Origin of the sequence: Reichenbachiella sp., from assembly GCF_039944555.1 — a bacterium.
Classification (GTDB): domain Bacteria; phylum Bacteroidota; class Bacteroidia; order Cytophagales; family Cyclobacteriaceae; genus Reichenbachiella.
On the sequence record NZ_JBDUYN010000016.1, the window covers coordinates 181,295 to 201,381 of the forward strand.

Annotated in this window: 23 protein-coding genes; 1 reads left to right on the forward strand and 22 read right to left on the reverse strand. The window is 41.7% G+C overall.

Features of this window, described 5'->3' with window-relative positions; all coding sequences use genetic code 11:
• Positions 1 to 411 precede the first annotated feature (411 nt).
• Positions 412 to 3,009: a carbohydrate-binding protein gene (locus ABJD64_RS23140; protein WP_348181232.1), complete on the forward strand. Its 2,598-nt coding sequence runs from the start codon at positions 412 to 414 to the stop codon at positions 3,007 to 3,009.
• Positions 3,010 to 3,230: 221 nt separating this feature from the next.
• On the opposite strand, the gene ABJD64_RS23145 is transcribed toward ABJD64_RS23140, so the two are convergent.
• The 22 genes from ABJD64_RS23145 to ABJD64_RS23250 all read right to left on the reverse strand — a co-directional run bounded on the left by ABJD64_RS23145 (position 3,231) and on the right by ABJD64_RS23250 (position 20,084).
• On the reverse strand, positions 3,231 to 3,689 hold the full coding sequence (locus tag ABJD64_RS23145) for a PaaI family thioesterase (RefSeq protein ID WP_348181233.1): 459 nt from the start codon (positions 3,687 to 3,689) through the stop codon (positions 3,231 to 3,233).
• A 37-nt stretch (positions 3,690 to 3,726) separates the two neighbouring features.
• The gene (locus tag ABJD64_RS23150; RefSeq protein ID WP_348181234.1) at positions 3,727 to 4,140 is read right to left on the reverse strand and encodes a DUF2000 domain-containing protein; all 414 of its coding nucleotides are present in this window, start codon (positions 4,138 to 4,140) and stop codon (positions 3,727 to 3,729) included.
• 4 nt (positions 4,141 to 4,144) lie between these two features.
• A complete protein-coding gene (locus ABJD64_RS23155; RefSeq protein ID WP_348181235.1) occupies positions 4,145 to 5,098 on the reverse strand; it encodes a bifunctional helix-turn-helix transcriptional regulator/GNAT family N-acetyltransferase in 954 nt (317 codons plus the stop codon).
• A gap of 110 nt (positions 5,099 to 5,208) precedes the next feature.
• Entirely contained in the window at positions 5,209 to 5,388 is a 180-nt protein-coding gene (locus ABJD64_RS23160; RefSeq protein ID WP_348181236.1) for a hypothetical protein, read from the reverse strand.
• A complete protein-coding gene (locus tag ABJD64_RS23165; RefSeq protein ID WP_348181237.1) occupies positions 5,385 to 5,624 on the reverse strand; it encodes a hypothetical protein in 240 nt (79 codons plus the stop codon). Before ABJD64_RS23165 ends, ABJD64_RS23160 begins: the two co-directional genes overlap by 4 nt.
• A gap of 62 nt (positions 5,625 to 5,686) precedes the next feature.
• Complete coding sequence (locus tag ABJD64_RS23170) at positions 5,687 to 6,121, reverse strand: Rrf2 family transcriptional regulator (RefSeq protein ID WP_348181238.1); 435 nt, start codon at positions 6,119 to 6,121, stop codon at positions 5,687 to 5,689.
• 96 nt (positions 6,122 to 6,217) lie between these two features.
• Complete coding sequence (locus ABJD64_RS23175) at positions 6,218 to 6,586, reverse strand: nuclear transport factor 2 family protein (protein WP_348181239.1); 369 nt, start codon at positions 6,584 to 6,586, stop codon at positions 6,218 to 6,220.
• A 12-nt stretch (positions 6,587 to 6,598) separates the two neighbouring features.
• Positions 6,599 to 7,342, reverse strand: coding sequence for an SDR family oxidoreductase (locus ABJD64_RS23180; protein ID WP_348181240.1), 744 nt, complete (start codon positions 7,340 to 7,342; stop codon positions 6,599 to 6,601).
• A 2-nt stretch (positions 7,343 to 7,344) separates the two neighbouring features.
• Complete coding sequence (locus tag ABJD64_RS23185) at positions 7,345 to 7,545, reverse strand: 4-oxalocrotonate tautomerase family protein (protein ID WP_348181241.1); 201 nt, start codon at positions 7,543 to 7,545, stop codon at positions 7,345 to 7,347.
• A gap of 139 nt (positions 7,546 to 7,684) precedes the next feature.
• Positions 7,685 to 8,251: a Crp/Fnr family transcriptional regulator gene (locus tag ABJD64_RS23190; RefSeq protein ID WP_348181242.1), complete on the reverse strand. Its 567-nt coding sequence runs from the start codon at positions 8,249 to 8,251 to the stop codon at positions 7,685 to 7,687.
• A 16-nt stretch (positions 8,252 to 8,267) separates the two neighbouring features.
• Positions 8,268 to 9,086 (reverse strand): DUF4349 domain-containing protein, encoded by an 819-nt coding sequence (locus tag ABJD64_RS23195; protein ID WP_348181243.1) that lies wholly within the window; start codon positions 9,084 to 9,086, stop codon positions 8,268 to 8,270.
• A 146-nt stretch (positions 9,087 to 9,232) separates the two neighbouring features.
• Positions 9,233 to 11,869: an ABC transporter permease gene (locus tag ABJD64_RS23200; protein WP_348181244.1), complete on the reverse strand. Its 2,637-nt coding sequence runs from the start codon at positions 11,867 to 11,869 to the stop codon at positions 9,233 to 9,235.
• Positions 11,866 to 12,198 (reverse strand): PadR family transcriptional regulator, encoded by a 333-nt coding sequence (locus ABJD64_RS23205; RefSeq protein WP_348181245.1) that lies wholly within the window; start codon positions 12,196 to 12,198, stop codon positions 11,866 to 11,868. The genes ABJD64_RS23200 and ABJD64_RS23205 overlap by 4 nt, the downstream gene beginning before the upstream one ends.
• Before the next feature lie 258 nt (positions 12,199 to 12,456).
• Positions 12,457 to 12,975, reverse strand: a complete 519-nt coding sequence (locus ABJD64_RS23210) for a cupin domain-containing protein (RefSeq protein ID WP_348181246.1) — start codon at positions 12,973 to 12,975, stop codon at positions 12,457 to 12,459.
• On the reverse strand, positions 12,959 to 13,597 hold the full coding sequence (locus ABJD64_RS23215; RefSeq protein WP_348181247.1) for an NAD(P)H-dependent oxidoreductase: 639 nt from the start codon (positions 13,595 to 13,597) through the stop codon (positions 12,959 to 12,961). The genes ABJD64_RS23210 and ABJD64_RS23215 overlap by 17 nt, the downstream gene beginning before the upstream one ends.
• Positions 13,598 to 13,662: 65 nt before the next feature.
• Positions 13,663 to 14,499, reverse strand: a complete 837-nt coding sequence (locus tag ABJD64_RS23220) for a sigma-70 family RNA polymerase sigma factor (RefSeq protein WP_348181248.1) — start codon at positions 14,497 to 14,499, stop codon at positions 13,663 to 13,665.
• Positions 14,500 to 14,594: 95 nt separating this feature from the next.
• Positions 14,595 to 16,160: a ribonuclease Y gene (rny, locus tag ABJD64_RS23225; protein WP_348181249.1), complete on the reverse strand. Its 1,566-nt coding sequence runs from the start codon at positions 16,158 to 16,160 to the stop codon at positions 14,595 to 14,597.
• A gap of 54 nt (positions 16,161 to 16,214) precedes the next feature.
• The gene (locus ABJD64_RS23230) at positions 16,215 to 16,499 is read right to left on the reverse strand and encodes a cell division protein ZapA (RefSeq protein WP_348181250.1); all 285 of its coding nucleotides are present in this window, start codon (positions 16,497 to 16,499) and stop codon (positions 16,215 to 16,217) included.
• Between the two features lie 10 nt (positions 16,500 to 16,509).
• Complete coding sequence (locus ABJD64_RS23235; protein ID WP_348181251.1) at positions 16,510 to 16,809, reverse strand: hypothetical protein; 300 nt, start codon at positions 16,807 to 16,809, stop codon at positions 16,510 to 16,512.
• 2 nt (positions 16,810 to 16,811) lie between these two features.
• Positions 16,812 to 19,226 carry a phenylalanine--tRNA ligase subunit beta gene (pheT, locus tag ABJD64_RS23240; RefSeq protein ID WP_348181252.1) on the reverse strand — a complete coding sequence of 805 codons (2,415 nt, stop codon included), beginning with the start codon at positions 19,224 to 19,226 and terminating at the stop codon, positions 16,812 to 16,814.
• A gap of 280 nt (positions 19,227 to 19,506) precedes the next feature.
• Positions 19,507 to 19,689: a hypothetical protein gene (locus ABJD64_RS23245; RefSeq protein ID WP_348181253.1), complete on the reverse strand. Its 183-nt coding sequence runs from the start codon at positions 19,687 to 19,689 to the stop codon at positions 19,507 to 19,509.
• The gene (locus ABJD64_RS23250) at positions 19,686 to 20,084 is read right to left on the reverse strand and encodes a YkvA family protein (protein WP_348181254.1); all 399 of its coding nucleotides are present in this window, start codon (positions 20,082 to 20,084) and stop codon (positions 19,686 to 19,688) included. Before ABJD64_RS23250 ends, ABJD64_RS23245 begins: the two co-directional genes overlap by 4 nt.
• Positions 20,085 to 20,087 lie beyond the last annotated feature (3 nt).

A 20,087-nucleotide genomic window follows, 5' to 3' on the forward strand; every position in this document is an offset into this window, starting at 1 on the left:
CTCAACGAGCTTGAAACAAGCTCTTCCATAACTTTTGTAGTAAAATTGATGTATTTGTTCTCCACTCGCCAATACCCTGATTTTTTTTCACCTAAGAGCTAATACAACTGTTTATTCTACACCATAGGCTCCTCATTCTAATTACATAAAAATAGCACATGAGACTGATAGACAGCCACTTTTATGTTTCAAATAACAAGGGTAAATCCTCATCTTCTAATGAAATTTTCCTGTTTTTTCCATCTCCGAACGACTAATCATCCGTTGCCCAGATGACGAAAAAATGTAGCCCCCGCATTTTTTGATGCCCTCAAGCCTCTCCCTAAATTAACAAAATGATGAAAGTCATGATCTGCAGAAATTAGATCAGTATTTCATTAGCAGAAATAAATATCAATTAAAACAGTAATTATGGAAACCAACTTTTCTAAACAAAACATAGCTAGTAGTTATGCAAAAAAAATACCCTCACTGCTTCGGCTAGCATTGCTTGTCTGTATTTTGATGGCATCAGGTAATATTTATGCTCAGTCGGTGGTAGCACAAAACGGGCGACTTCAAGTCAATGGCAACCGAATTGAAAACGAACAAGGTCAGGCAGTGGACTTTGCCGGACCCAGTTTGTTTTGGAGCAACAATGGCTGGGGTGGAGATAAATTCTACAACGTCGGTGTAGTCAATTGGGTCAAAGATGACTGGGATGCCACTATCATTAGAGCCGCCATGGGCGTGGAAGGCGGCGGGGGCTATGCTGACGACCCCGCTGGTAATAAAGCCAAAGTAGAGACCGTTGTAGATGCAGCAATTGCGGCCGGTATCTATGTGATCATTGATTTTCATACTCATGATGCGCCAGCTTACTGGGCACAGTCAAAAGCCTTTTTTACCGAAATGGCTCAAAAGTATGGAAGCTCTCCAAATGTGATTTTTGAGATCTACAACGAACCCTTGCAAGTATCGTGGGGAAGCGACATTAAACCTTATGCAGAGGATGTGATTTCCGGCATCAGAGCGCATTCGCAGAATCTTGTGATCGTAGGTACACCCACCTGGTCCCAGGATGTCGATCAAGTCATCGGCAACGCCATCAACGATTCGAACACTGCTTATACGCTTCACTTTTATGCCGGCACGCACTTCGGAAGCCTGAGAGCCAAAGGAGACGCCGCCCTTAATGCAGGATTGGCCTTGTTTGTGACCGAATGGGGAACTGTAAACGCAGACGGAAACGGATCTGTGAATGAAAGTTCTACCAATGAATGGGTGAGCTGGATGAAAGCCAATAAACTTTCACACTGCAACTGGTCTATCAACGACAAGGCGGAAGGAGCCTCAGCTGTCAATGCCGGTGCCAGCACTACCGGCGGCTGGTCGGACAATGACCTCACCTGGTCAGGTGGAGTGGTCAAAAGCATTGTGCAAAGTTACTCGGGAAACGGTAACGGCGGTAGCGACTGTGACAATGCTACCGCCATAAATATCAATGGAGCAACTACTATAGAAGCAGAGTCTTACTGTGAATCTGAGGGTGTTCAGCTAGAAGACTCGTCTGAGGGTGGCCAAAACGTGGGCTATATCGATACTGATGATTGGATGGCTTATCGTATTGATGTACCAAGTACGGGTACCTATCAAATCAGCTATAGAGTTGCCAGCTTATCTGGAGGAGGATCGATCAGGCTTGAACAAAAAGGAGGTACGCCTCTTTTCGGTACGATCAGCGTACCATCAACCGGAGGATGGCAAAACTGGCAAACGATTTCGCATGACGTACAACTGACGGCCGGTGTACAAAGTGTAGCCATAGCAGCCGGATCTGGGGGCTGGAACCTCAACTGGCTCGAAATTGGTGGCGGTGTTGATCCAAATGAGTGTACAGCTCATGCTATAACTGGTGTGATTGAAGCTGAGGATTTTTGCGAATCTGAGGGCATTCAATTGGAAGATTCCAGCGAAGGAGGTCAAAATGTAGGGTATATTGATGCCGGCGATTGGATGTCCTATCGTGTGAATGTTCCAAGCACAGGGACTTATATGGTGAGCTACCGCGTGGCGAGTTTGACTGGAAATGGTAGCCTGAGCTTCGAACAAAAAGGCGGCGCTCCAGTCTTCGGAACCATTGGCATGCCTAATACGGGCGGTTGGCAAAACTGGCAAACAATTTCGCATGAGGTGACTCTAACTGCAGGTGAGCAAGACATAGCCATTGCGGCTACTGCAGCAGGCTGGAATCTAAACTGGTTCGAAATCACAGGCAGCAGCAATGGAGGGCCATATACTTTGAGTACCAGTGCTACTGGCTCCGGATCAGTATCTCTAAATCCTGCTGGTGGGTCTTACGCTGACGGAACAGTTGTAACTGCCACAGCTACAGCCGATGCCGGCTGGCACTTTGTAAGTTGGTCCGGAGATGCATCTGGTACTAACAGCTCAACAGACGTAACCATGAATGCCAATAAAAGCATTACAGCGACCTTCGCAGCAGATGGCTCGGGTGGATGCAGCTCGTCTACTGCGATATCGCTACCATTCAGTCATGATGGCCCCGGCGATTTCTGCTGGGTGACCTCTGGAAATATAGATATCATCAATTCATGGGCCGCAGATCTGGTAGAGATCAACGGTGTAGATTTCACCAACGCCTGGGCCAATTCGATGCCCGCCAGAATCGACGGCAATTATTACATCCATTTTTCTGGCACCATAGGCTGGGCTCATTTTGAAGCAACTGGCAGTGGCGGTTCAGCAAGAGTAAGAGAGAAAATTGACCATTCGATTGAAACAACCAGCGATGTCGTGTTATACCCTAATCCAACCAACCATTTCATTCACCTGAATATTCGGGACGTCCAAGTGGATACTAAGCTGATCATTCATGATTTTTATGGAAGGGAAGTGCTGTCACGCTCTGTCTCTGAAAATGAGATTCGCATAGACATTTCTGCACTAATGTCAGGGATGTACACACTAACGGTGAACAATTCCGTAAGCAAATTTATCAAGCGATAAATCTTACTATTGGCTTTAAAGTGATACCATAAAAGGTGCTTGAACTCATAATTTGAAGAGACTGTCTCAAAAGTCGTCATTTCGACCAAAAAGGGAGAAACCTCAATCTTTTAAAGAACTGAATATCAGTTGTTTGAGATTTCTCGATTCCTCGAAAAGACGTCACTTTTGGCCTTTTGAGACAGTCTCTTTTTTGTGTTCTTACTAGCTCTAATTGTATGTTAGGCAGTCTCATTCTTATCCGACCTATCCTTTAGCTCAATTAGGGTTGTTTGAGAGGCTGCGCAAAGCTTTTCCTCTCCATTTTTTCGGATATATATTTCAGACCTACAGATGGTTAATGTTCTGCCATTTTTTAAAACATTGGACTTTCCAATTAATAGCTCGCCATCACCTGGGGATAGAAGATTCAATTTGAATTCTACGGTGAGCACAGATGAGCTTTCTTCCATCAATGAAAAGCCTGCATATCCTGCCGCATTGTCGGCAATGGTACTTATGATACCGGCATGAAAAAAACCATGTTGTTGTGTCAATGTCTGATCATAGGGCACCTGAATTTCGCAATAGCCAGGCTTTACATCAACCAGTTTGGCACCGATCAATTCCATAAACTGTTGTCGGTTGAAGCTGTCTTCAACTTTCTTCTTGAAATTGGTAAATTTTGGTTTGAAATTCATTTTCATAATCTTGGCAGAAGACTAATTTAAGCATATTTCACCCATGGAACCCAAGCCCATCGAGTGCCTTGCTTACTTTCCGATTTTCTCCATATAGCACAATTCCAACCAGCTCCTGATCTTCGTCGGTTGATTTCAGGATCACGGCATGATTTTCCTCTTCGTTCTTGGTAGCGAATAGTGCATGGGTATAAATGCCAATATACAATTCTCTTTCTTTCGCTCTTGAAAAAGCCCGATCTATCTGGGCCTTATCATCTGCTTTATAGATTAAAATGGGCTGCTTTATAAATGGCAGGTATTCAGAACCGGAAGCATTCTCAAATGCTTTCCCATGTGTTTCAGGAAACGCTATGGCAATCGAACCGGCCAGAAAGGATGCCACATTGAGCTTTTGCCAATCCAATAGATCATTCTTTATGATCATGGCGACTTTGTTGTGAAACTCCATCAGTTTAATTCAATTTCAACTCCATTTGAATATTACACCTTTCATATGGTGTGGGATGACCTGCTACCTTTTTAAATCCCAATTTTTCGTAAAGCGATATAGCTGGTTTCAAAATGGTATTACTTTCCAAATAAATATTGGAAGCACCTAAAGACCTCGCTTTATCGACGATTGCCTTTCCCAGTAAGGAACCAATACCCTTGCCCTTGGCCATTGGAGAAACAGCCATTTTTGCCAGTTCATAGTCATAGTTTTCATCATTCATTTTCAAAAGGGCACAAACACCTAAAACTTCGTTTTTATCAAGCGCAATCAAGATGGCTCCTCCTTTATCCAAAATGTATCCTTCAGGGTTGTCCAGTGCTATGCTGTCCGCCTGTTCTAATTTGAAATAAGCGGTAATCCATTCTTCGTTTAGTTTCTTGAAATCGCTGCGGAACCTGGATTCATATTCGACTATTTGAATGTTTGCTGACTCTCTGATTTTTCTTTCCTCCTGAACACGTAAGTACAAAGATTTCTCTTCCAGCAGATATTCAAATTCCTGCATGGCCAGCCAGATATTGTGTTTGGTTTGCTTAAGCGCTTTTTGAACAGCAGCATTTACATCGAGATACTGATCCTTTATGCGAATCGAAATTTCGACCCCTTTGGGTGTCAAATAGATATTATTTTTCCTTCCGTCTGCTTCGTCCTTCTTTTCATCAACTAGCCCTGATCTTGACATTTCCCGAACAATCTTAATAACTGATGGATGCGAATGATTTATTTCATTGGCTATTTCGGTAATTGATTTTGCAGAGTGTCCCTGAGAAAGGACATAAAAAACAGGGAACCATTTGGGTTTAAGCTCCACCTCATAAAGCTCGTAAATCTGTTGAGCATCTTGTGTAACCACCTCGCTTAGCATTCTTAGCCTACTGCCCAACGCCATTTCTCCTATTTGATTTAAGATCATTTATATGTTATTATATACGTAACCAGTTACTAATATAATAATTTTGCCGACCAACAAGAAAAAAATTTAGCTTAATGCTTCAAAAAGTCCGATTCATGCAAATGCGCCGTCTAATGAGAAGTGGCATGAAGAAGAAAGCCAACCCAAACAATCGAAATAACCGAACCTATCATAGTCACTTCAAATACGAGATATTGAAACCCCGGAACTACACAGACGATCACCAACAGTAGTGCAGCAACCACCATCAACCAAGTCCATTTAACCAAATGTTGCGCTCCATTTTTCATGACTTTGTGATTTTTCTGTCAAAAATAATTACAGTAAGAATTAGGTTGGCGCCTACTATTTTGAAGGCCATCAGAAACCATAATCCAAAGGATTCCATATAGTTGTGACCATAGGTTTCGCTGATTGATACTAATAAATAATGTACGTACCATGAAATGGCGACGAGCGGAAAATTGACGCCTAGATACCAAAGTAATACCTTGGTCTGGGAGAATGATTGTTCTAAGGTTTTCATTTGTCCATAATTTGTTTTAAGTTAACTCGGATAATTTTATCCGAGTTTTGGTTAAATTTTTTTTATCTATGCAGAAAAGTCAATCCTCCTGTTACGCCAGTTGCGAGTTCTTCTAAACTTGTTTCGTTCAATACTTTGGCCAGATTGTTTCTAATCTCAGCAAACTTGTGATGAATAGGACATGGTCTGTTCGCGTCGCATGCTTCCAACCCCAAACCACAACCTGTAAAAATCTTTTCTCCATCTATGGTTCTTACGATATCTATCAATCTTATTTTGCTCAGTTTATCCTTGGGGATTTCAAATCCACCATATGCGCCCTGTACGGAGTGAATCAATTTATTTCTTGAAAGCTGCTGCAATACTTTAGCAGTAAACTGTTCGGGTGAGTCAATATCACCTGCGATCTCCTTGAGGTTAGTACGTTCTCCTCTGGAGGACTTCGCGGAAATTGAGATCATTGCTTTTAAGCCGTATTCACAAGCTTTACTAAACATATCATTGATAATTTGTAGCAAGGTATGAAAAAATTTCAACTCGGACAAACATATCGGAGATAAAAATATCCGAGTTGAATAATTCTACTGATTCACTTACTCCACGTGAGTGAACAACTTATTTACAATTTTCCATTCCCCTTGAACCAGGCTTAAGGATAGAAAATCATAATAGTTGAAACCCAACATAGGCACATGAAGTTTGGCTATGGCTACATTACCGATTATTTCAATCGAGAGGATTTCCATCTGATTTTTCTCATTGAGCTCACTGGGACTCTTGCGATTTTTTACGCCCTCGAGGTATTCATCCAGCGATTTCAAGTATTCGTCTCCTTTCACATCACCGTAGAGATGAACATCATCGCCAAAACTTCTCCTTAACTTTTCTATGTCACCATAGTAGATACCATCAAAGTAGTTTTTGATGACTTTAGTGACTTGCTCTGCTTTGTTTATGTACATGACCTAAATTTTTTAAATGGCATGCCCAACGGTGTGTCCGCCAGCCACATTAATTGTTTCTCCTGTGATGAAATCGGCATCTGCCAGATAGTAAGCTGCTTCCGCTACTTCCTTTGCTTCTCCGATTCTGTTGAGTAGGTGAAGCCCAGCTAAACTATCCGCGTCTTCAACACCTATTTTCCCTTGCAATGGGCTTCTGATGATCCCTGGTGCTATTGTGTTGACTTTGATATTGTCTTTCCCAAACTCCGCTGCCAACTGTCTCGTCAGGGCATGAATGGCTCCTTTGCTAGCCACCGCTGCTGTTGCCGGAAAGCCGGCTATGGCGTGGTCTACCAGTACGGTCCCAATGTTAATGATGGAACCACCACCTTGTGCAATCATATGTTTGATAGCTGCCTGAGAAGCAAAGAGTGTCCCTTTGAAATTGATGTTCAGGAATCGGTTCAAATCATCATCGGCTACATCAAGAAATGGTTTCGGCTGAAACACGCCAGCATTGTTGACCAAGACATCTATGGTTCCAAATTTCTCTATAGCTGTACTTACAATTTTATCAGCTATCGATTTTTTTGCAATATCCCCGGTTACGCAGATGACACGCTCGGGTGAACCCAATTCTAAACGGGCCGCCTTTAGGTTTTCCTCATTCGAGGAATTGAGCACGACATTGCTGCCCTTTTCCAAAAATAGTCTGGCTATTTCTTTCCCGATACCCGATGAGGCACCAGTTACGATTATTGTTTTGTTTTCCATTTTTACTTCAAATTTTTAATGACTGAATACTGCTTTCCTGATACTCCCCAGTTGTCGACAGGTACCTCATCGATGACAACATGGGTTGTATCGGGATTCTTGCTGAGGATGTCTACCACCAGCTGTGTAGCTCCTGCTATCAGCTGCTGCTTTTGTTCTCGGGTCACTTGTTCGTCCGTGACTTTGATATTAATGTATGGCATGGCCTTTTCATTTTGGTTATAAATAAATTACTTCACAAAGGTGAAAAGGCCGCTTCTAAGCACATAGGAGCTATGTCACAACGTTTTTGTGAGGTAGGTCACATGAAAAGAAAATATGGATTTGTCTGGGTAAATGTATTTATGAATCCATTCTGCTCAAGGTTTCTCTGGACACACCCAGATAGGAGGCGATGAGTTTTTTAGGTACACGTTGGAAAAGTTGAGGGTACTGGTTGAGCAGGATATCGTATCTTTCGGCAGCTGTGTTTTTCAATAGCGAGAGGATTCTGTTTTGCGCAGCCACATAGCCTAGCTTGGTTTTTTTAGACCAAAACCTCTCCATTTTGTGCATCTCTAAGGTTAGCTTTTCGCGATTTTCAAAAGTGATAGATAACAATTCACAATCTTCTATGCAGTCTACGGATGTTTTGGAAGGTGTTTTATTTAGAAAGGAGTCGTAGTCTGTGGTCCACCAATTTTCCATAGCAAACTGGAGAATATGTTCCTTTCCTGTTTCGTCGAAGAAGTAGGATTTCAAACATCCTTTGATGACCCAATATTCTTTGGTAGCCAGCTCTCCCTCCTGCACAATGAATTGATGCTTCCGCTTCTTTACCGGTTTGAAATAGCTTAGTATATATTCGAACTCATCATCAGTGAGTGACACAATTTCGTCGATATGAGTTTTAAGAGGATGAGGTGTCATGAGTTATAGGGTATACTTATTTCTTCCTGTTCTTTCTGACTCTTCTAAAAAGAAAGATTCCTCCAACCGTAAGAAGAACAAATGGCCACAAGGTCGCTAGTCCGACCAGCAACGACAGTAGACCTTGCCATCCGTCTGCTAACGCGCTTAAAATTCGTGCTCCAAACCCCGGCCGTTGTGAAGAATCATAAACATAGGGTAATACTTCATAAAAGGAGAGGTGAATGGTGCTAAAGTTAACCCGCTTACTCAAATAGTTGAATTGTCCTTCCAGGCGTTCAATATCCGTTCTGACCTGATTTAGATTTCTTTCGATCTCAAGAATGTCTTTTACCGCGCTTGCTTTGTCCAAAAGCTGGATATATCGCTGTTCAAGTGCTTTCTTATTTTTGATTCTTGTTTTGAGATCGTAGTAGCGTTCAGTTACGTCTTCAATGTTCGAGTATTTATTGTCAAGACGATACGCCATATTGGAAAACGAACCGTATAGGGTATCATAAACGCCTGAGGGCACTCTGACGGTCAGGCTGTAGCTTATTCGATGGACTGATTTGGTCTGATTTTCGTTTTCAATGTAGGCATTGAATTGAGGCAGCATTTCACGAATTATTCTATAGTCTTTTTCTATATCCTCTGATTGAAAATCGAGGCCACCGGTTTTGACTACTTTCTTAGTTAACTGCTCAGAAACATCTTCTTGCGGTGGAGCGGGTTGTTCTGTATTCGGAACCTCCATTAAGTTCTCAAACACTTCTAAATCTCCATACATTTCACCGTTAGGGTTGTCACAGGCAATAGAAAAAAACAGAATTGGAATTAAGAGTTGGTTCTTCATGGGCTGTAATGTTGAATTCTAAGATAGCTTGAAAATTTTTCAGGATCAATGAGCCTTTGTCTTAAGAATCCAAAGCGAGTGATAAAGTCACAATATCAATTGATAGATCCCGATAAGAAGAAATGCCTTAGTACCAGTACGGAATATCACTCATTGCGAAGGGTATGAACTGGGTTGACAAGAGAAACTTTGAGGGCCTGAAAACTCACAGTAATAAAGACTACAAAAAAGCCCAGTAGTCCTGATGTCAAGAATGGCCAAACGTTGATATCAATTCGATAGGCAAATTCTTGAAGCCATTCATTTAGTAAAAAATAGGCAACCGGCCACGCTATCAAAACGGCCAATCCGACTAATTTTAGGAATGACGATGAAAGCATCAAGACCAAATTAGTAACAGACGCTCCCATGACTTTTCTGATGCCTACTTCCTTTAACCTTTGCCGAGCCGCAAAAGAGGCCAAACCATAAAGTCCCATACAGGCTATAAGCAATGACAGTGAGCAGAAAATAGCTACCAATGTGCTCAGTGTGGACTCAGCTTTGTATTGTGAGTTGAGCATGTTATCCAAAAATTTATACTCAAACGGCGCATTCGGAACCAACGACTTCCACTTGCCCTCTATAAAGCCAAGTGTTTCAGCGATCTCTTTGGTTTCCATTCGAATGGCGATATATCTGGCAGAAAACGACAATGACCTTGCATCGTTGTAGACTCTCTCCAATACAAAAGGCCCAATCGGGTGATGAAGTGATGAAAAATGAAAATCCTTCACCACTCCAATTACTTTTGCATCATTGAGTACTTTTCCCAGGGCGTTTTCTGGTGTTCCCCAGCCCAATTGATTGATCATTTCCTCATTGACAACAATGGACTCTTCAGCATCTGTACCGAATTCATGGCTGAAATCTCTGCCGGTCACCAACTCAACTCCCAGTGTCCGTGCAAAATCGTCATGCACAATTAATCTGGCAAATTGTTGTTCAGTACCATCTGCAGTCTTATACCCTCCGGTTTGATGCCGCATCCCTGGAACATCCTCGACTGTTGTAAGTGAGACAATACTGGTATTTTGCAACAAGTCAGCTTTTAGTGCCTCGTAGTGGCCCATGATGGGCGATCGAAGCGTTGGTAGCAGGAGTACTTGCTCCGGTTTAAATCCTAATTGACGCTTTTGCAGATAATCGAATTGCGTAAATGCAACGAGGGTTCCTATGATTAATAGCATGGACAATCCAAATTGTCCTACAACCAAACATTGTCTGAGTGAAATTCCATTGGCAGCACCTTTGAGCACACGTCCCTTTATCGCCTGAATCGGTTGAATATCAGCTATATAAAAGGCTGGATAAATACCTGATACTACACTTACTCCCAAATAGGTAATAATTAGCCATTTCAGCACCCATGGATTTTGCAATGGAGAAAACACCAAATCTTTGGCTGTCAATTCATTTACATATGGTATAGCCAGCCACACCAAAATAAGTGCAAGACAGAGTGCTACAAAACTTAGAAAAAATGACTCATGTATAAGTTGCCAAATCAGCTGAGTCCTGCTACTTCCTAAAATTTTACGAATCCCAATTTCAGCAAATCTTCTGTTTGCCCGAGCTGTGACCAGGTTTACAAAATTGATACAAGAGATAAGAAGGATGAAAACAGCAATTGCCACAAAAATCCGAACATAAATCATGCTGCTGTTCGGAGACATTTCATAATCCAGATTTGAATGCAAATGAATAGCTTCTAACGGCTGCAAATAGAGTTTAACCCTGCCTCGGCGTGATTCAGGAAAATGTTTAGCCACAAATGTTGGAAACTGTCTTTCCAGTACTTCCGGGGAAACACCTGGCTTTAACAAAAGATAGGTCCAGCAGGGATTCCATATCCAGCTGGTACGCAATCGCTCGCGCATGACAATAGGATTATCAAGAGTTTCAAACGAAACTAAAAAATCAAATTTCAAATGAGTATTTGATGGTGGAGGTTCCAGTACACCTGAGACCACAAAATCTGTTTTGTCCTCAAATCGAAGTGTTTTGCCAATGGGGTCTTTCTTATCGAAATATTTGGCTGCCATATCAGCAGTTAAAACAATTTTATTAGGGCCTGATAAGGCAGATTCCTGATTCCCCTGTTTGAGCTTAAAATCAAAAACATCAAAAATTTCACCGTCAACAAAATATAACCTTGGCTCGTTGAACTGCCTTATTTCTCCCAATTCGGAGTAAGAGGCCAGGGCCAGGGTCGGCGCCTGAAAATTAAAGAAACGAACCACTGCCTGAATCTGATCCGGATAGTCAAGTATCATCCTTTCGGCAAGCGGGGTGGGTGCACTTGCTGATTCTTCGCCTATGTCATTAACCTTGCGAAAATCCAATACTCTGTGTATTCGTTCGGATTTCTGATGAAACTGGTCGTATGAAAGTTCGTCTTGCACGTACATCATAATGATTAGAAATCCAGCAATCCCTACTGATAACCCTATCAGGTTGAGCAATGCATCAGAGAAATGCCTTTTCATATTTCTAACTGCCATATGTATGGCATGATTGAAGATTAGAATTCTGAATCTCAAAGATTGAATCATAAAGGCCGGAACTGATTTGAGAATTTGGACCCAAAACATTAGCAGTACAGCCACTCGTCCTTTCTCCTGCTCTTCTTCAGCCAGGTATTCTTCAAAATCACCAATAATCAGTGAAAGGTTTTCCTCGGGTACCAGCATCTTGAGAAGCTGTATGCCAAGCCATGGAATTCTCGTTTTTCGATCATTCATGCCAATTTCATTTTCTTCATCACGGCATCTGGTAACTCCCACATAGATTGCTCTATCTGACGGGTCTCTTTCAAAACCTGAATGCCCTCAGCCGTTATGGTAAACCTCCGCCTTGGCCGGCCTAAACGATCACCTGATGCCTCGATATCCTGCATCTCAAGGAAACCCTTGGCCACTAAACGATCTAATGGGACATAGATTCCTCCTATGGAATACAGTTTGCCGGTTAGAGATTTTACTTCGTTTCTGATTTGCATACCGTAGGCTTCGTCTTGAAGCTTGCATACCATCAGCAAAAGCATTTCTTCAGTTCGCGAAAGTAGAGTCATGATAACAATTTATACAAATTCAGACTTTTTCTATAAAATAGAATAAAGAAAACGAAGATAAGTTCAAAAGGTTATAAAACAACAGCCCCGAGATCTGCACCCCGAGGCTGTTTGTCACCTTAACCTAAAAATCTAAATTTTAATTATCAGTAATTCTAAGAGTCTAAGAACTCTATTTCTGGTCTACTTTAATCTTGCTTAATAATGAAACGAAGAAGATTCCTTTTACCCTACCCCAGTAAGAGTTGCTACCTTAAATTATTCTCTAACCGGCAGCATATTCGATGTGTCCACCGGAAAGCTGTCATACTTGTTGTATAATTTGAGATACTTCTCAGGATCAATGGTTTCTTCACTCAAAGTCTCAGACAATCCTCTGAAAAAATTTTCTCTTTTCTGAGATGGATTGAACAGTAGGATCAATTTCACTTCCTCCTCAGTGTCATTTCTAAATCCATGCGGAGTAAAACGCGGCGCATACACGACCGTACCAGGTCCGGCCTGCTGCTCCTCATCCCCAACTTGAATGGTCAGCACACCTTTGGCTACAATAAAAGTCTCATCCATAAACCGATGATAGTGTAGTTTGGCGCCAATCGCCATTGGAGCTAAAACGATCTCATATACTCCTAACTGATCATTAGACATCTCGCTGGTCACTTTGAAGGTGAAAGCGATGCCATTCATTTCGAATGATTCCCCCTCTTTGGGTTCGATAATAGAGGCCTTGTTTTCTAATACATCATTAAAGAAGTCAGTTTTATTCATAGTCTTCATATGCTAAATTTTTATGGTTAAACATTGAATCAATTGATTGGGTCAGTTTTATTTTATTGCTGACCAGTGTTCCCTGGTCAGCGGTTCCCTCGAGGTTGAAGATTTTTCTTACCGGGATTCCTACATGATGCAGAATGGCTGTTAGGTAAGGGCCTTGAAAATCATATGCCTCCATCGGCGTACCCTGATAGCTTCCACCTTTTGCGGTTACGATATAAGCCACTTTATCCAATAGCAAACCCTTATATTCACCATCTTGTACCATAAATGTGCGCCCGATTCTTGTCACCTGATCAAAATATGCTTTGAGATTTGATGGAACATTTAGATTGTACAAAGGACTGGTTATCAACAATTCATCTGCGGATTTAAGCTCGGAGATGAGATGGTCTGAAAGTTTGGTTGCTTTTTGCTTCCTTTCGTCCAGTGCTTCCGGAGCTGTGCAAAAACCTTCGATTGTATCGTTGTGGATATGTGGTAGTACGCTACTGACCAAATCCCGATGTATCACTTGCCCTTTGGGATGAGCTGCTTTCCATCGCTTTTCAAAGTAATCTCCCAACTCGCGGGAGTGAGACCCCTCGACTCGAGAGCTCGAATCAATTCTTAGTAGTGTTTGCATCTAGTTGTATTTTTAATGTTACAACTCAATGACAAACAATCACTCCAGAACGTGACACCGGTATCTTAAGAAAGCAACTCTAGTTTGGCGGGGTCCAAAACAGAGTATATCTTTTTCACCATGGATTGGCTTTCGTCCAGTTCGAATACCTGGCAGTTGGTCAATGTTTCATCATCATAAAACAGCAATGCAGGCTGATGGTTGACCTCGGTGATCTTAATAGTTTGAAATTCCTGATAAGTCTGGAAAACATAAAACAAGATCTTTAGGCTCAACTTTCTACCCTCTGTCAATTCTCTGACCACTTTGATCTGTCCTCCTCCATCAGCCGTCAAGCTGATATCTTCGCTGAGCATTTTTTCGAGTGACTTCACATCACCATTCTTGATTGCCTTTATATAATCATTCAGATAACTTGACGATTGTTTGTGATTTGCAGGTGCACACTGATATTCCTCTGAATGTATTTTCTTCTTGGACCTGCTCAAAAGTTTTCGAGCATTCTCAATACTGATATCCAGTACATCCCCTATTTCGCTATGTGAATAATCAAAGGCCTCTTTTAGTATAAAAACGGCTCTCTCTCGGGCGCTAAGTTTCTCAAGCATCACCAATAGGGAATAAGAGATGATTTCCTCTCTATTGATGTTAGCATCTGACCGATCAGTGGCCATTGGTTCTGGCAACCAGAGACGATCCGCCACTATCTTTTGATTTCGCTTTTTGGTATTGATCGCATGGTTAATCACAGATTTAACCAGATAGCCCATAACGTTATCTATGCCTGCCGAATCTGATGCATAATGTTTGATTACTACATCTTGTACCACATCTTTTGCGTCTTCGACAGACCCTACAATATTGTAAGCAAATGGAAATAGCTTGTCCTGATAATTTTCCAAATCGTATTTTTTTTCCTGGTTCAGGTAGGACAATTATCAAACCGAAAACGTGACACTCTGATATCTATTTTAAAAATCAGAGTGCTCTCTTATTATTATTTCGCGTAGCTGATCGAACGCATTTCGCGAATAACCGTCACTTTGATTTGCCCCGGATACTGCATGTCGTTTTCTATTTTTGAGGATATCTCAAAGGCGAGATCACCGGCTGACTTATCGGTTACTTTATCTGCATCCACAAGTACGCGCAACTCCCTGCCAGCCTGAATAGCATAGCATTTATGTACACCGTCGAATCCAAGTGCGAGAGCCTCCAAGTCTTTTAGTCGCTTAATATAGGATTCCATGATCTCTCGTCTGGCTCCGGGGCGCGAGCCTGAGATAGCATCACATGTTTGTATGATAGGTGAAATGAGCGTGGTCATTTCAATTTCATCGTGGTGAGCACCAATTGCATTGCAAACATCGGGGTGCTCTTTGTATTTCTTAGCCAACTCCATACCTACAATAGCATGTGGTTGTTCTGCCTCTTCCGGCCACACTTTTCCTATGTCGTGCAACAACCCCGCTCTTTTGGCTTGCTTGGCATTCAGTCCTAATTCTGATGCTAGGGTGGCACAAAGTTTCGCAACTTCTCGCGAGTGCTGCAGCAAATTCTGTCCGTAAGAAGAACGGAATCTCATCCTACCTACCATTTTAATCAGCTCCGGATGCAATCCGTGAATACCCAAATCAATGACGGTACGTTCACCGGTTTCAACAATCTCTTCTTCAATGTTTTTTGTTGTTTTGGCTACAATCTCTTCGATGCGTGCCGGATGAATTCTTCCATCAGTAACCAATCTGTGCAGAGACAATCTTGCTACCTCTCTTCTGACCGGATCAAATCCTGAAATGATAATCGCCTCCGGAGTATCGTCTACAATAATTTCAACACCTGTAGCCGCCTCAAGTGCGCGTATATTTCGGCCTTCACGTCCGATAATTTTTCCCTTGACGTCGTCGCTTTCAATGTTGAAAATGGACACACAGTTTTCTATCGCATGTTCTGTTGCAGTACGCTGGATCGTCTGAATCACAATCTTCTTGGCCTCCTTGGTTGCTGTCAGTTTGGCCTCTTCGATGATGTCCTTGATATGTGAAGACGCTTTGGTTCTGGCTTCATCTTTCAAGGTTTCCATCAGTTGGTCGATTGCTTCATTTGCTGACAGATTAGAGATTTTTTCAAGGATGGCAGTTTGTTCCTGCTTGTTTTTTTCGAGCTCTTCTTTTCTCCTTTTTACAATCTCCATTTGGGCATCCACATTTTCCTTTTGGCTTTCCAGTTCTGCCTCTAGTCGTTTGTTTTGCTCAATTTGCTTTGATACGTGGCTTTCGCGCTGTTTTACCTTGTTTTCGTTGGCTATGATAAGATTTTTCTTTCGATTGGCCTCCTCCTCAAATTCAGATTTCTTTTTCAGGAAATGTTCTTTGGCTTCAATTTCTTTTTCTTTTCTGACACTCTCGGCGTTGATTTTAGCCTCTTTGATGATCATTTCGGCTTGCCCTTTAGCCTCAGATAGTCGCTTACCTTCAGCTCTTTTGGCCATGAATTTACTGATGCCAAAACCCACAACGAGCGCGCTGAGGGAGCATATTACTATAAGTAGTGTATTGTCCATGATATATATATTTATCACGGCACGCAAGCACTGAATGCTTAGCAGAAATGAATATTATAGTTCAGCAGAGATTAATCGATTGAGTTTAGAAATTTGATCCATTGCAACCTCATCTGTGGTCTGCCGGAGCTCCATCGCTCTCAGCTTTTCCACAAAACTATCGATAGCCACCATGGCTAAAAGGTCTTGTTTATCGTCGATACCAAATTGATCCTGAAAAGACTTTAGCTTCTCATTTATTTTTTTACCCGCCTCACGAATGGTTGCTTCTTCACTGGCAGCCACCTTCATTGGGTACTCTCTGTTGCCTATTTTTATTTTTATTGATAATTCTGTCATTGAGACTATTCTATTCGCTCAATTGAGCAATACATTTATCAACTTCAATTATATATTCATTTAGCATGTCACTCAAATCTGCAGCACTGTAATTGCTACCCACCGCCATGCCGTTCACAATTTTACTAATTTTATCTTGATTTTGAAAACTCGAGATTTCTTCTCCCTTTTTTTCAATTTGCTCACGCAAGTCACCGTTTTCTTTTTTCAGAACTTTTATTTCCTCTCTCATTTTTTGATGATCGCTGATCAACAAAACTAACTTTCGTTCTAATTGGCTGAGTTCTGTACGTAGAGGATTGTCTGACATTTTTACTTTCTAATTATTGCGTTTAGATCATTTTCAAAACTGGCTATCAGGCCGTTCATCGTTTTGTCTATGGCTTTGTCGTTGAGTGTCTTATTTTCATCCTGTAGGATAAAACTCAAAGCATAAGACTTCTTTCCCTCCCCAATACTATCTCCCTGATAGATGCTGAAAACATTGATCCTTTTAACCAATTTTTTAGATTCTTTTTTAGCCAATTCCAAAATCTGTTGGAAGCTGACGTGTTCGTCCAAAACTAAAGACAAGTCTCGTCGTACTTCCGGGAATTTTGGTACCGGTTTATAAAGAATTTTCTTCCCGTACTTTTTAAGCATCTTGGCCCAGTTGAACTCAGCGTAGAATACATCCTGGGTCACTTCTGCTACTTTTTGAACCTTTGGACTGATTTTACCAAGGGATACCAAAAGTTGGCCATCCTTTGATAAGTCTAGGCCATAATCGAATACTGGATTGCTTGTTGGTACAGAATCAAATTCAGCAAGGCTAAATTTATCCAAAATTTTATGAACTGTAGATGATATGTTGTAAAAATCAATCGACTTTTTATCCACATTCCAACTTTCGTCCGTCTGATCTCCTGTTAGGAACAAGGCTAGCTGCTCCTGTTCCCGATAATCGCCGTCTTGAAAGGTATAAGTTCTTCCGAATTCAAAAAACTTGAGGTTAGATTGTTTTCTGTTTATGTTGTACTTGAGCGACTCCAGACCAGAGAAAACCATGGCCTGTCTCATTACTCCCAATTCTTCGCTCAGTTTGTTGAGCACCTCCACGTTTAAAGCGGGATTCCAAATACCGGTTTTTGCAACGTAATCCGGATTAGTCAGTGAATTACTTATAATTTCATTGAACCCCTGGGCTGCCAGAAAGTCAGTCGTTTTAGACTGAATTTTATCTTTGTCCGGTATAGGAAATGCCGCCAGGTAATCAGCTCCGTAGTTTTCCTCTAGTTCTACGTTGTTGTAGCCATAGATACGCAAAATCTCTTCGATCACATCTGCCTCTCTGGTGACATCTACTCTATAAGGAGGTACGGTAGCTTTAAATCCTTCTCCTAATTCATCACTTATTTTGATATCAAGGTCCTCAAGAATTTCCTTGATTCGATCATGAGGTACCTGCTTGCCAATCAACCGATCCACATTCTTATATTTTACATCTATCTCAAAATCAGAGATGGGCTCCGGATAGATATCTACTATCTCTGAACTGATTTCCCCTCCTGCCACTTCTTTGATCAAAAGTGCCGCATATTTTAATGCATGAACGGTCATGTTAGGGTCAGTACCTCTTTCATACCTGAATGAGGCGTCAGTCTTAATACCATGGCGTGTAGCTGTATTCCTTACCCAATCAGCAGAGAAGTAAGCCGACTCCAAAAAGATTTCTGTCGTGGTGTCCTTTACACCCGAACCAATACCCCCGAAAACGCCACCAATACACATCCCCTTGCTGTCGTCGCAAATCATCAGATCCTTATCCGTAAGTATTCTTTCTTTTTCGTCCAAAGTGGTGAATTTTGAGCCATTTGATAATGTCTTAACCACCACTTTCTTTCCGCCTATGTCTGCCATATCAAAAGCATGCAGTGGCTGTCCCAAGCCGTGCAACACATAGTTGGTCACGTCTACCACATTATTGATCGGCGACAGACCAATACTTTTGAGTCTATTTTTTAGCCACTTAGGAGACTCTTTTACCTGAAGGTTTGATAGTGTCAAACCAGAATATCTCGGACAGGCTTCATGATTTTCTACAGTCACGGCAACTGGATTAGACTGATTATCAACCTTGAAGTTACTTAGTTCAGGAAATACTGTTGGACGTCTGAATGCGGCTTTCAAATCTCTCGCCACTCCATAGTGAGAAGCTCCGTCGGCCCTATTCGGTGTTAGTCCAATTTCTATTACGGTATCTGATTCCGGCTTAAAGTAATCTTTGGCCGGAGTGCCATTAGGTAAGTCGGTGTCCAAAACCATGATACCATCATGTGATTGGCCCAAACCAATTTCATCTTCAGCACAAATCATCCCTTCGGACACTTCTCCCCGAATCTTTGCTTTTTTAATTTTAAAGGATTCTCCACCTTCCGGAAATAGTGTGGTTCCAACTGTGGCGACAACTACTTTTTGACCCTTGGCTACATTGGGTGCTCCGCATACAATGGGTGCTGGTTGGTCGGTTCCGATATCCACAGTAGTAACGCTTAGTTTATCGGCATCAGGATGTTTAGCGCAGGTGAGTATCTCACCAATTACCAGGCCTTCAAGACCACCTTCGATCTCTTCGAATTTCTCTAAGCCTTCTACTTCTAATCCTGTATCTGTCAAAATTTCGGAAATTACTTCTACGTCCTCGTTCAACGCAATAAAATCCTTTAACCAATTAAGTGAAATCTTCATTAATCTTTGTTCTTTTTACTCACTAAGTGAGGTTCGATACTTCGAGGTTTGTCCGGCAGGTGTTCCTGCGGCAGGCGTTCCTGTCGTTAAAATAGTTTCTTAGTCTCAATCGTTTTTCTGAGCTTGCCTCGTGGTTAGCTCACTCCTGATAAAACAAGCCGTAAAATTATATAAATAAGGTAGGATGAAGCATGCAAGCGCATTTAAAATTCCAAATTTGGATTTAAGATTTGAGGTTTGTGATTTAATACTTGAATTTGAGGGATTCAGAAGTGACCTTCTACTTTCTATTTCTTTTGCCAAAAAGCGTATTGAATAGGATAATACCCATTCCACAGGCCATGACTAGATAAAACCACCTGGGAGAGCCTGCCTGGTAGGATCGTACGAAATGAAGAGATGCTAAAAATATGAGTACGAAACCTCCGATAATCCCATATCGGTTGAGTTTTTTTATATTCATGAGATTTCGATGGTTCTTTCCCAGTTTTCGAATTTTTCGATGTCTTCTTGCACGCTTCTATATATCCAATAGACAATGGATATGTCATCTGTAAGGCCAAGAATAGGAATGATGTCTGGAATCAAATCCATGGGTGTAACAAAATATATCAGCGCACCTACAAGCATAGCCATTGTGCGCCAGGGAAACTCTCGATATTCACCAGAGATCTGTGCCTTCACCATTCGCATCATGACGTACACTTTTTCGGAAAATTCTTTTAGCCGGTCGTTGTTCTCCAGTACATCTGTCAGCTTCCGTCTGGTAGAACCAATTAAGCTTTGCACTCTCTCGTTATCTTTGAGTACTTCTTCGGCCCTTTTTCGGTATTTCTTAAAATTCGATTCTTTGTTCATAGC

What these genes read in the sequence shown, in the direction of transcription:
- ABJD64_RS23140 (WP_348181232.1), top strand. Translation starts at nt 412, where the DNA reads ATGGAAACCAACTTTTCTAAACAAAACATAGCTAGTAGTTATGCAAAA.
- ABJD64_RS23145 (WP_348181233.1), bottom strand. Translation starts at nt 3,689, where the DNA reads ATGAATTTCAAACCAAAATTTACCAATTTCAAGAAGAAAGTTGAAGAC.
- ABJD64_RS23150 (WP_348181234.1), bottom strand. Translation starts at nt 4,140, where the DNA reads ATGGAGTTTCACAACAAAGTCGCCATGATCATAAAGAATGATCTATTG.
- ABJD64_RS23155 (WP_348181235.1), bottom strand. Translation starts at nt 5,098, where the DNA reads ATGATCTTAAATCAAATAGGAGAAATGGCGTTGGGCAGTAGGCTAAGA.
- ABJD64_RS23160 (WP_348181236.1), bottom strand. Translation starts at nt 5,388, where the DNA reads ATGAAAAATGGAGCGCAACATTTGGTTAAATGGACTTGGTTGATGGTG.
- ABJD64_RS23165 (WP_348181237.1), bottom strand. Translation starts at nt 5,624, where the DNA reads ATGAAAACCTTAGAACAATCATTCTCCCAGACCAAGGTATTACTTTGG.
- ABJD64_RS23170 (WP_348181238.1), bottom strand. Translation starts at nt 6,121, where the DNA reads ATGTTTAGTAAAGCTTGTGAATACGGCTTAAAAGCAATGATCTCAATT.
- ABJD64_RS23175 (WP_348181239.1), bottom strand. Translation starts at nt 6,586, where the DNA reads ATGTACATAAACAAAGCAGAGCAAGTCACTAAAGTCATCAAAAACTAC.
- ABJD64_RS23180 (WP_348181240.1), bottom strand. Translation starts at nt 7,342, where the DNA reads ATGGAAAACAAAACAATAATCGTAACTGGTGCCTCATCGGGTATCGGG.
- ABJD64_RS23185 (WP_348181241.1), bottom strand. Translation starts at nt 7,545, where the DNA reads ATGCCATACATTAATATCAAAGTCACGGACGAACAAGTGACCCGAGAA.
- ABJD64_RS23190 (WP_348181242.1), bottom strand. Translation starts at nt 8,251, where the DNA reads ATGACACCTCATCCTCTTAAAACTCATATCGACGAAATTGTGTCACTC.
- ABJD64_RS23195 (WP_348181243.1), bottom strand. Translation starts at nt 9,086, where the DNA reads ATGAAGAACCAACTCTTAATTCCAATTCTGTTTTTTTCTATTGCCTGT.
- ABJD64_RS23200 (WP_348181244.1), bottom strand. Translation starts at nt 11,869, where the DNA reads ATGAATGATCGAAAAACGAGAATTCCATGGCTTGGCATACAGCTTCTC.
- ABJD64_RS23205 (WP_348181245.1), bottom strand. Translation starts at nt 12,198, where the DNA reads ATGACTCTACTTTCGCGAACTGAAGAAATGCTTTTGCTGATGGTATGC.
- ABJD64_RS23210 (WP_348181246.1), bottom strand. Translation starts at nt 12,975, where the DNA reads ATGAAGACTATGAATAAAACTGACTTCTTTAATGATGTATTAGAAAAC.
- ABJD64_RS23215 (WP_348181247.1), bottom strand. Translation starts at nt 13,597, where the DNA reads ATGCAAACACTACTAAGAATTGATTCGAGCTCTCGAGTCGAGGGGTCT.
- rny (WP_348181249.1), bottom strand. Translation starts at nt 16,160, where the DNA reads ATGGACAATACACTACTTATAGTAATATGCTCCCTCAGCGCGCTCGTT.
- ABJD64_RS23230 (WP_348181250.1), bottom strand. Translation starts at nt 16,499, where the DNA reads ATGACAGAATTATCAATAAAAATAAAAATAGGCAACAGAGAGTACCCA.
- ABJD64_RS23235 (WP_348181251.1), bottom strand. Translation starts at nt 16,809, where the DNA reads ATGTCAGACAATCCTCTACGTACAGAACTCAGCCAATTAGAACGAAAG.
- pheT (WP_348181252.1), bottom strand. Translation starts at nt 19,226, where the DNA reads ATGAAGATTTCACTTAATTGGTTAAAGGATTTTATTGCGTTGAACGAG.
- ABJD64_RS23245 (WP_348181253.1), bottom strand. Translation starts at nt 19,689, where the DNA reads ATGAATATAAAAAAACTCAACCGATATGGGATTATCGGAGGTTTCGTA.
- ABJD64_RS23250 (WP_348181254.1), bottom strand. Translation starts at nt 20,084, where the DNA reads ATGAACAAAGAATCGAATTTTAAGAAATACCGAAAAAGGGCCGAAGAA.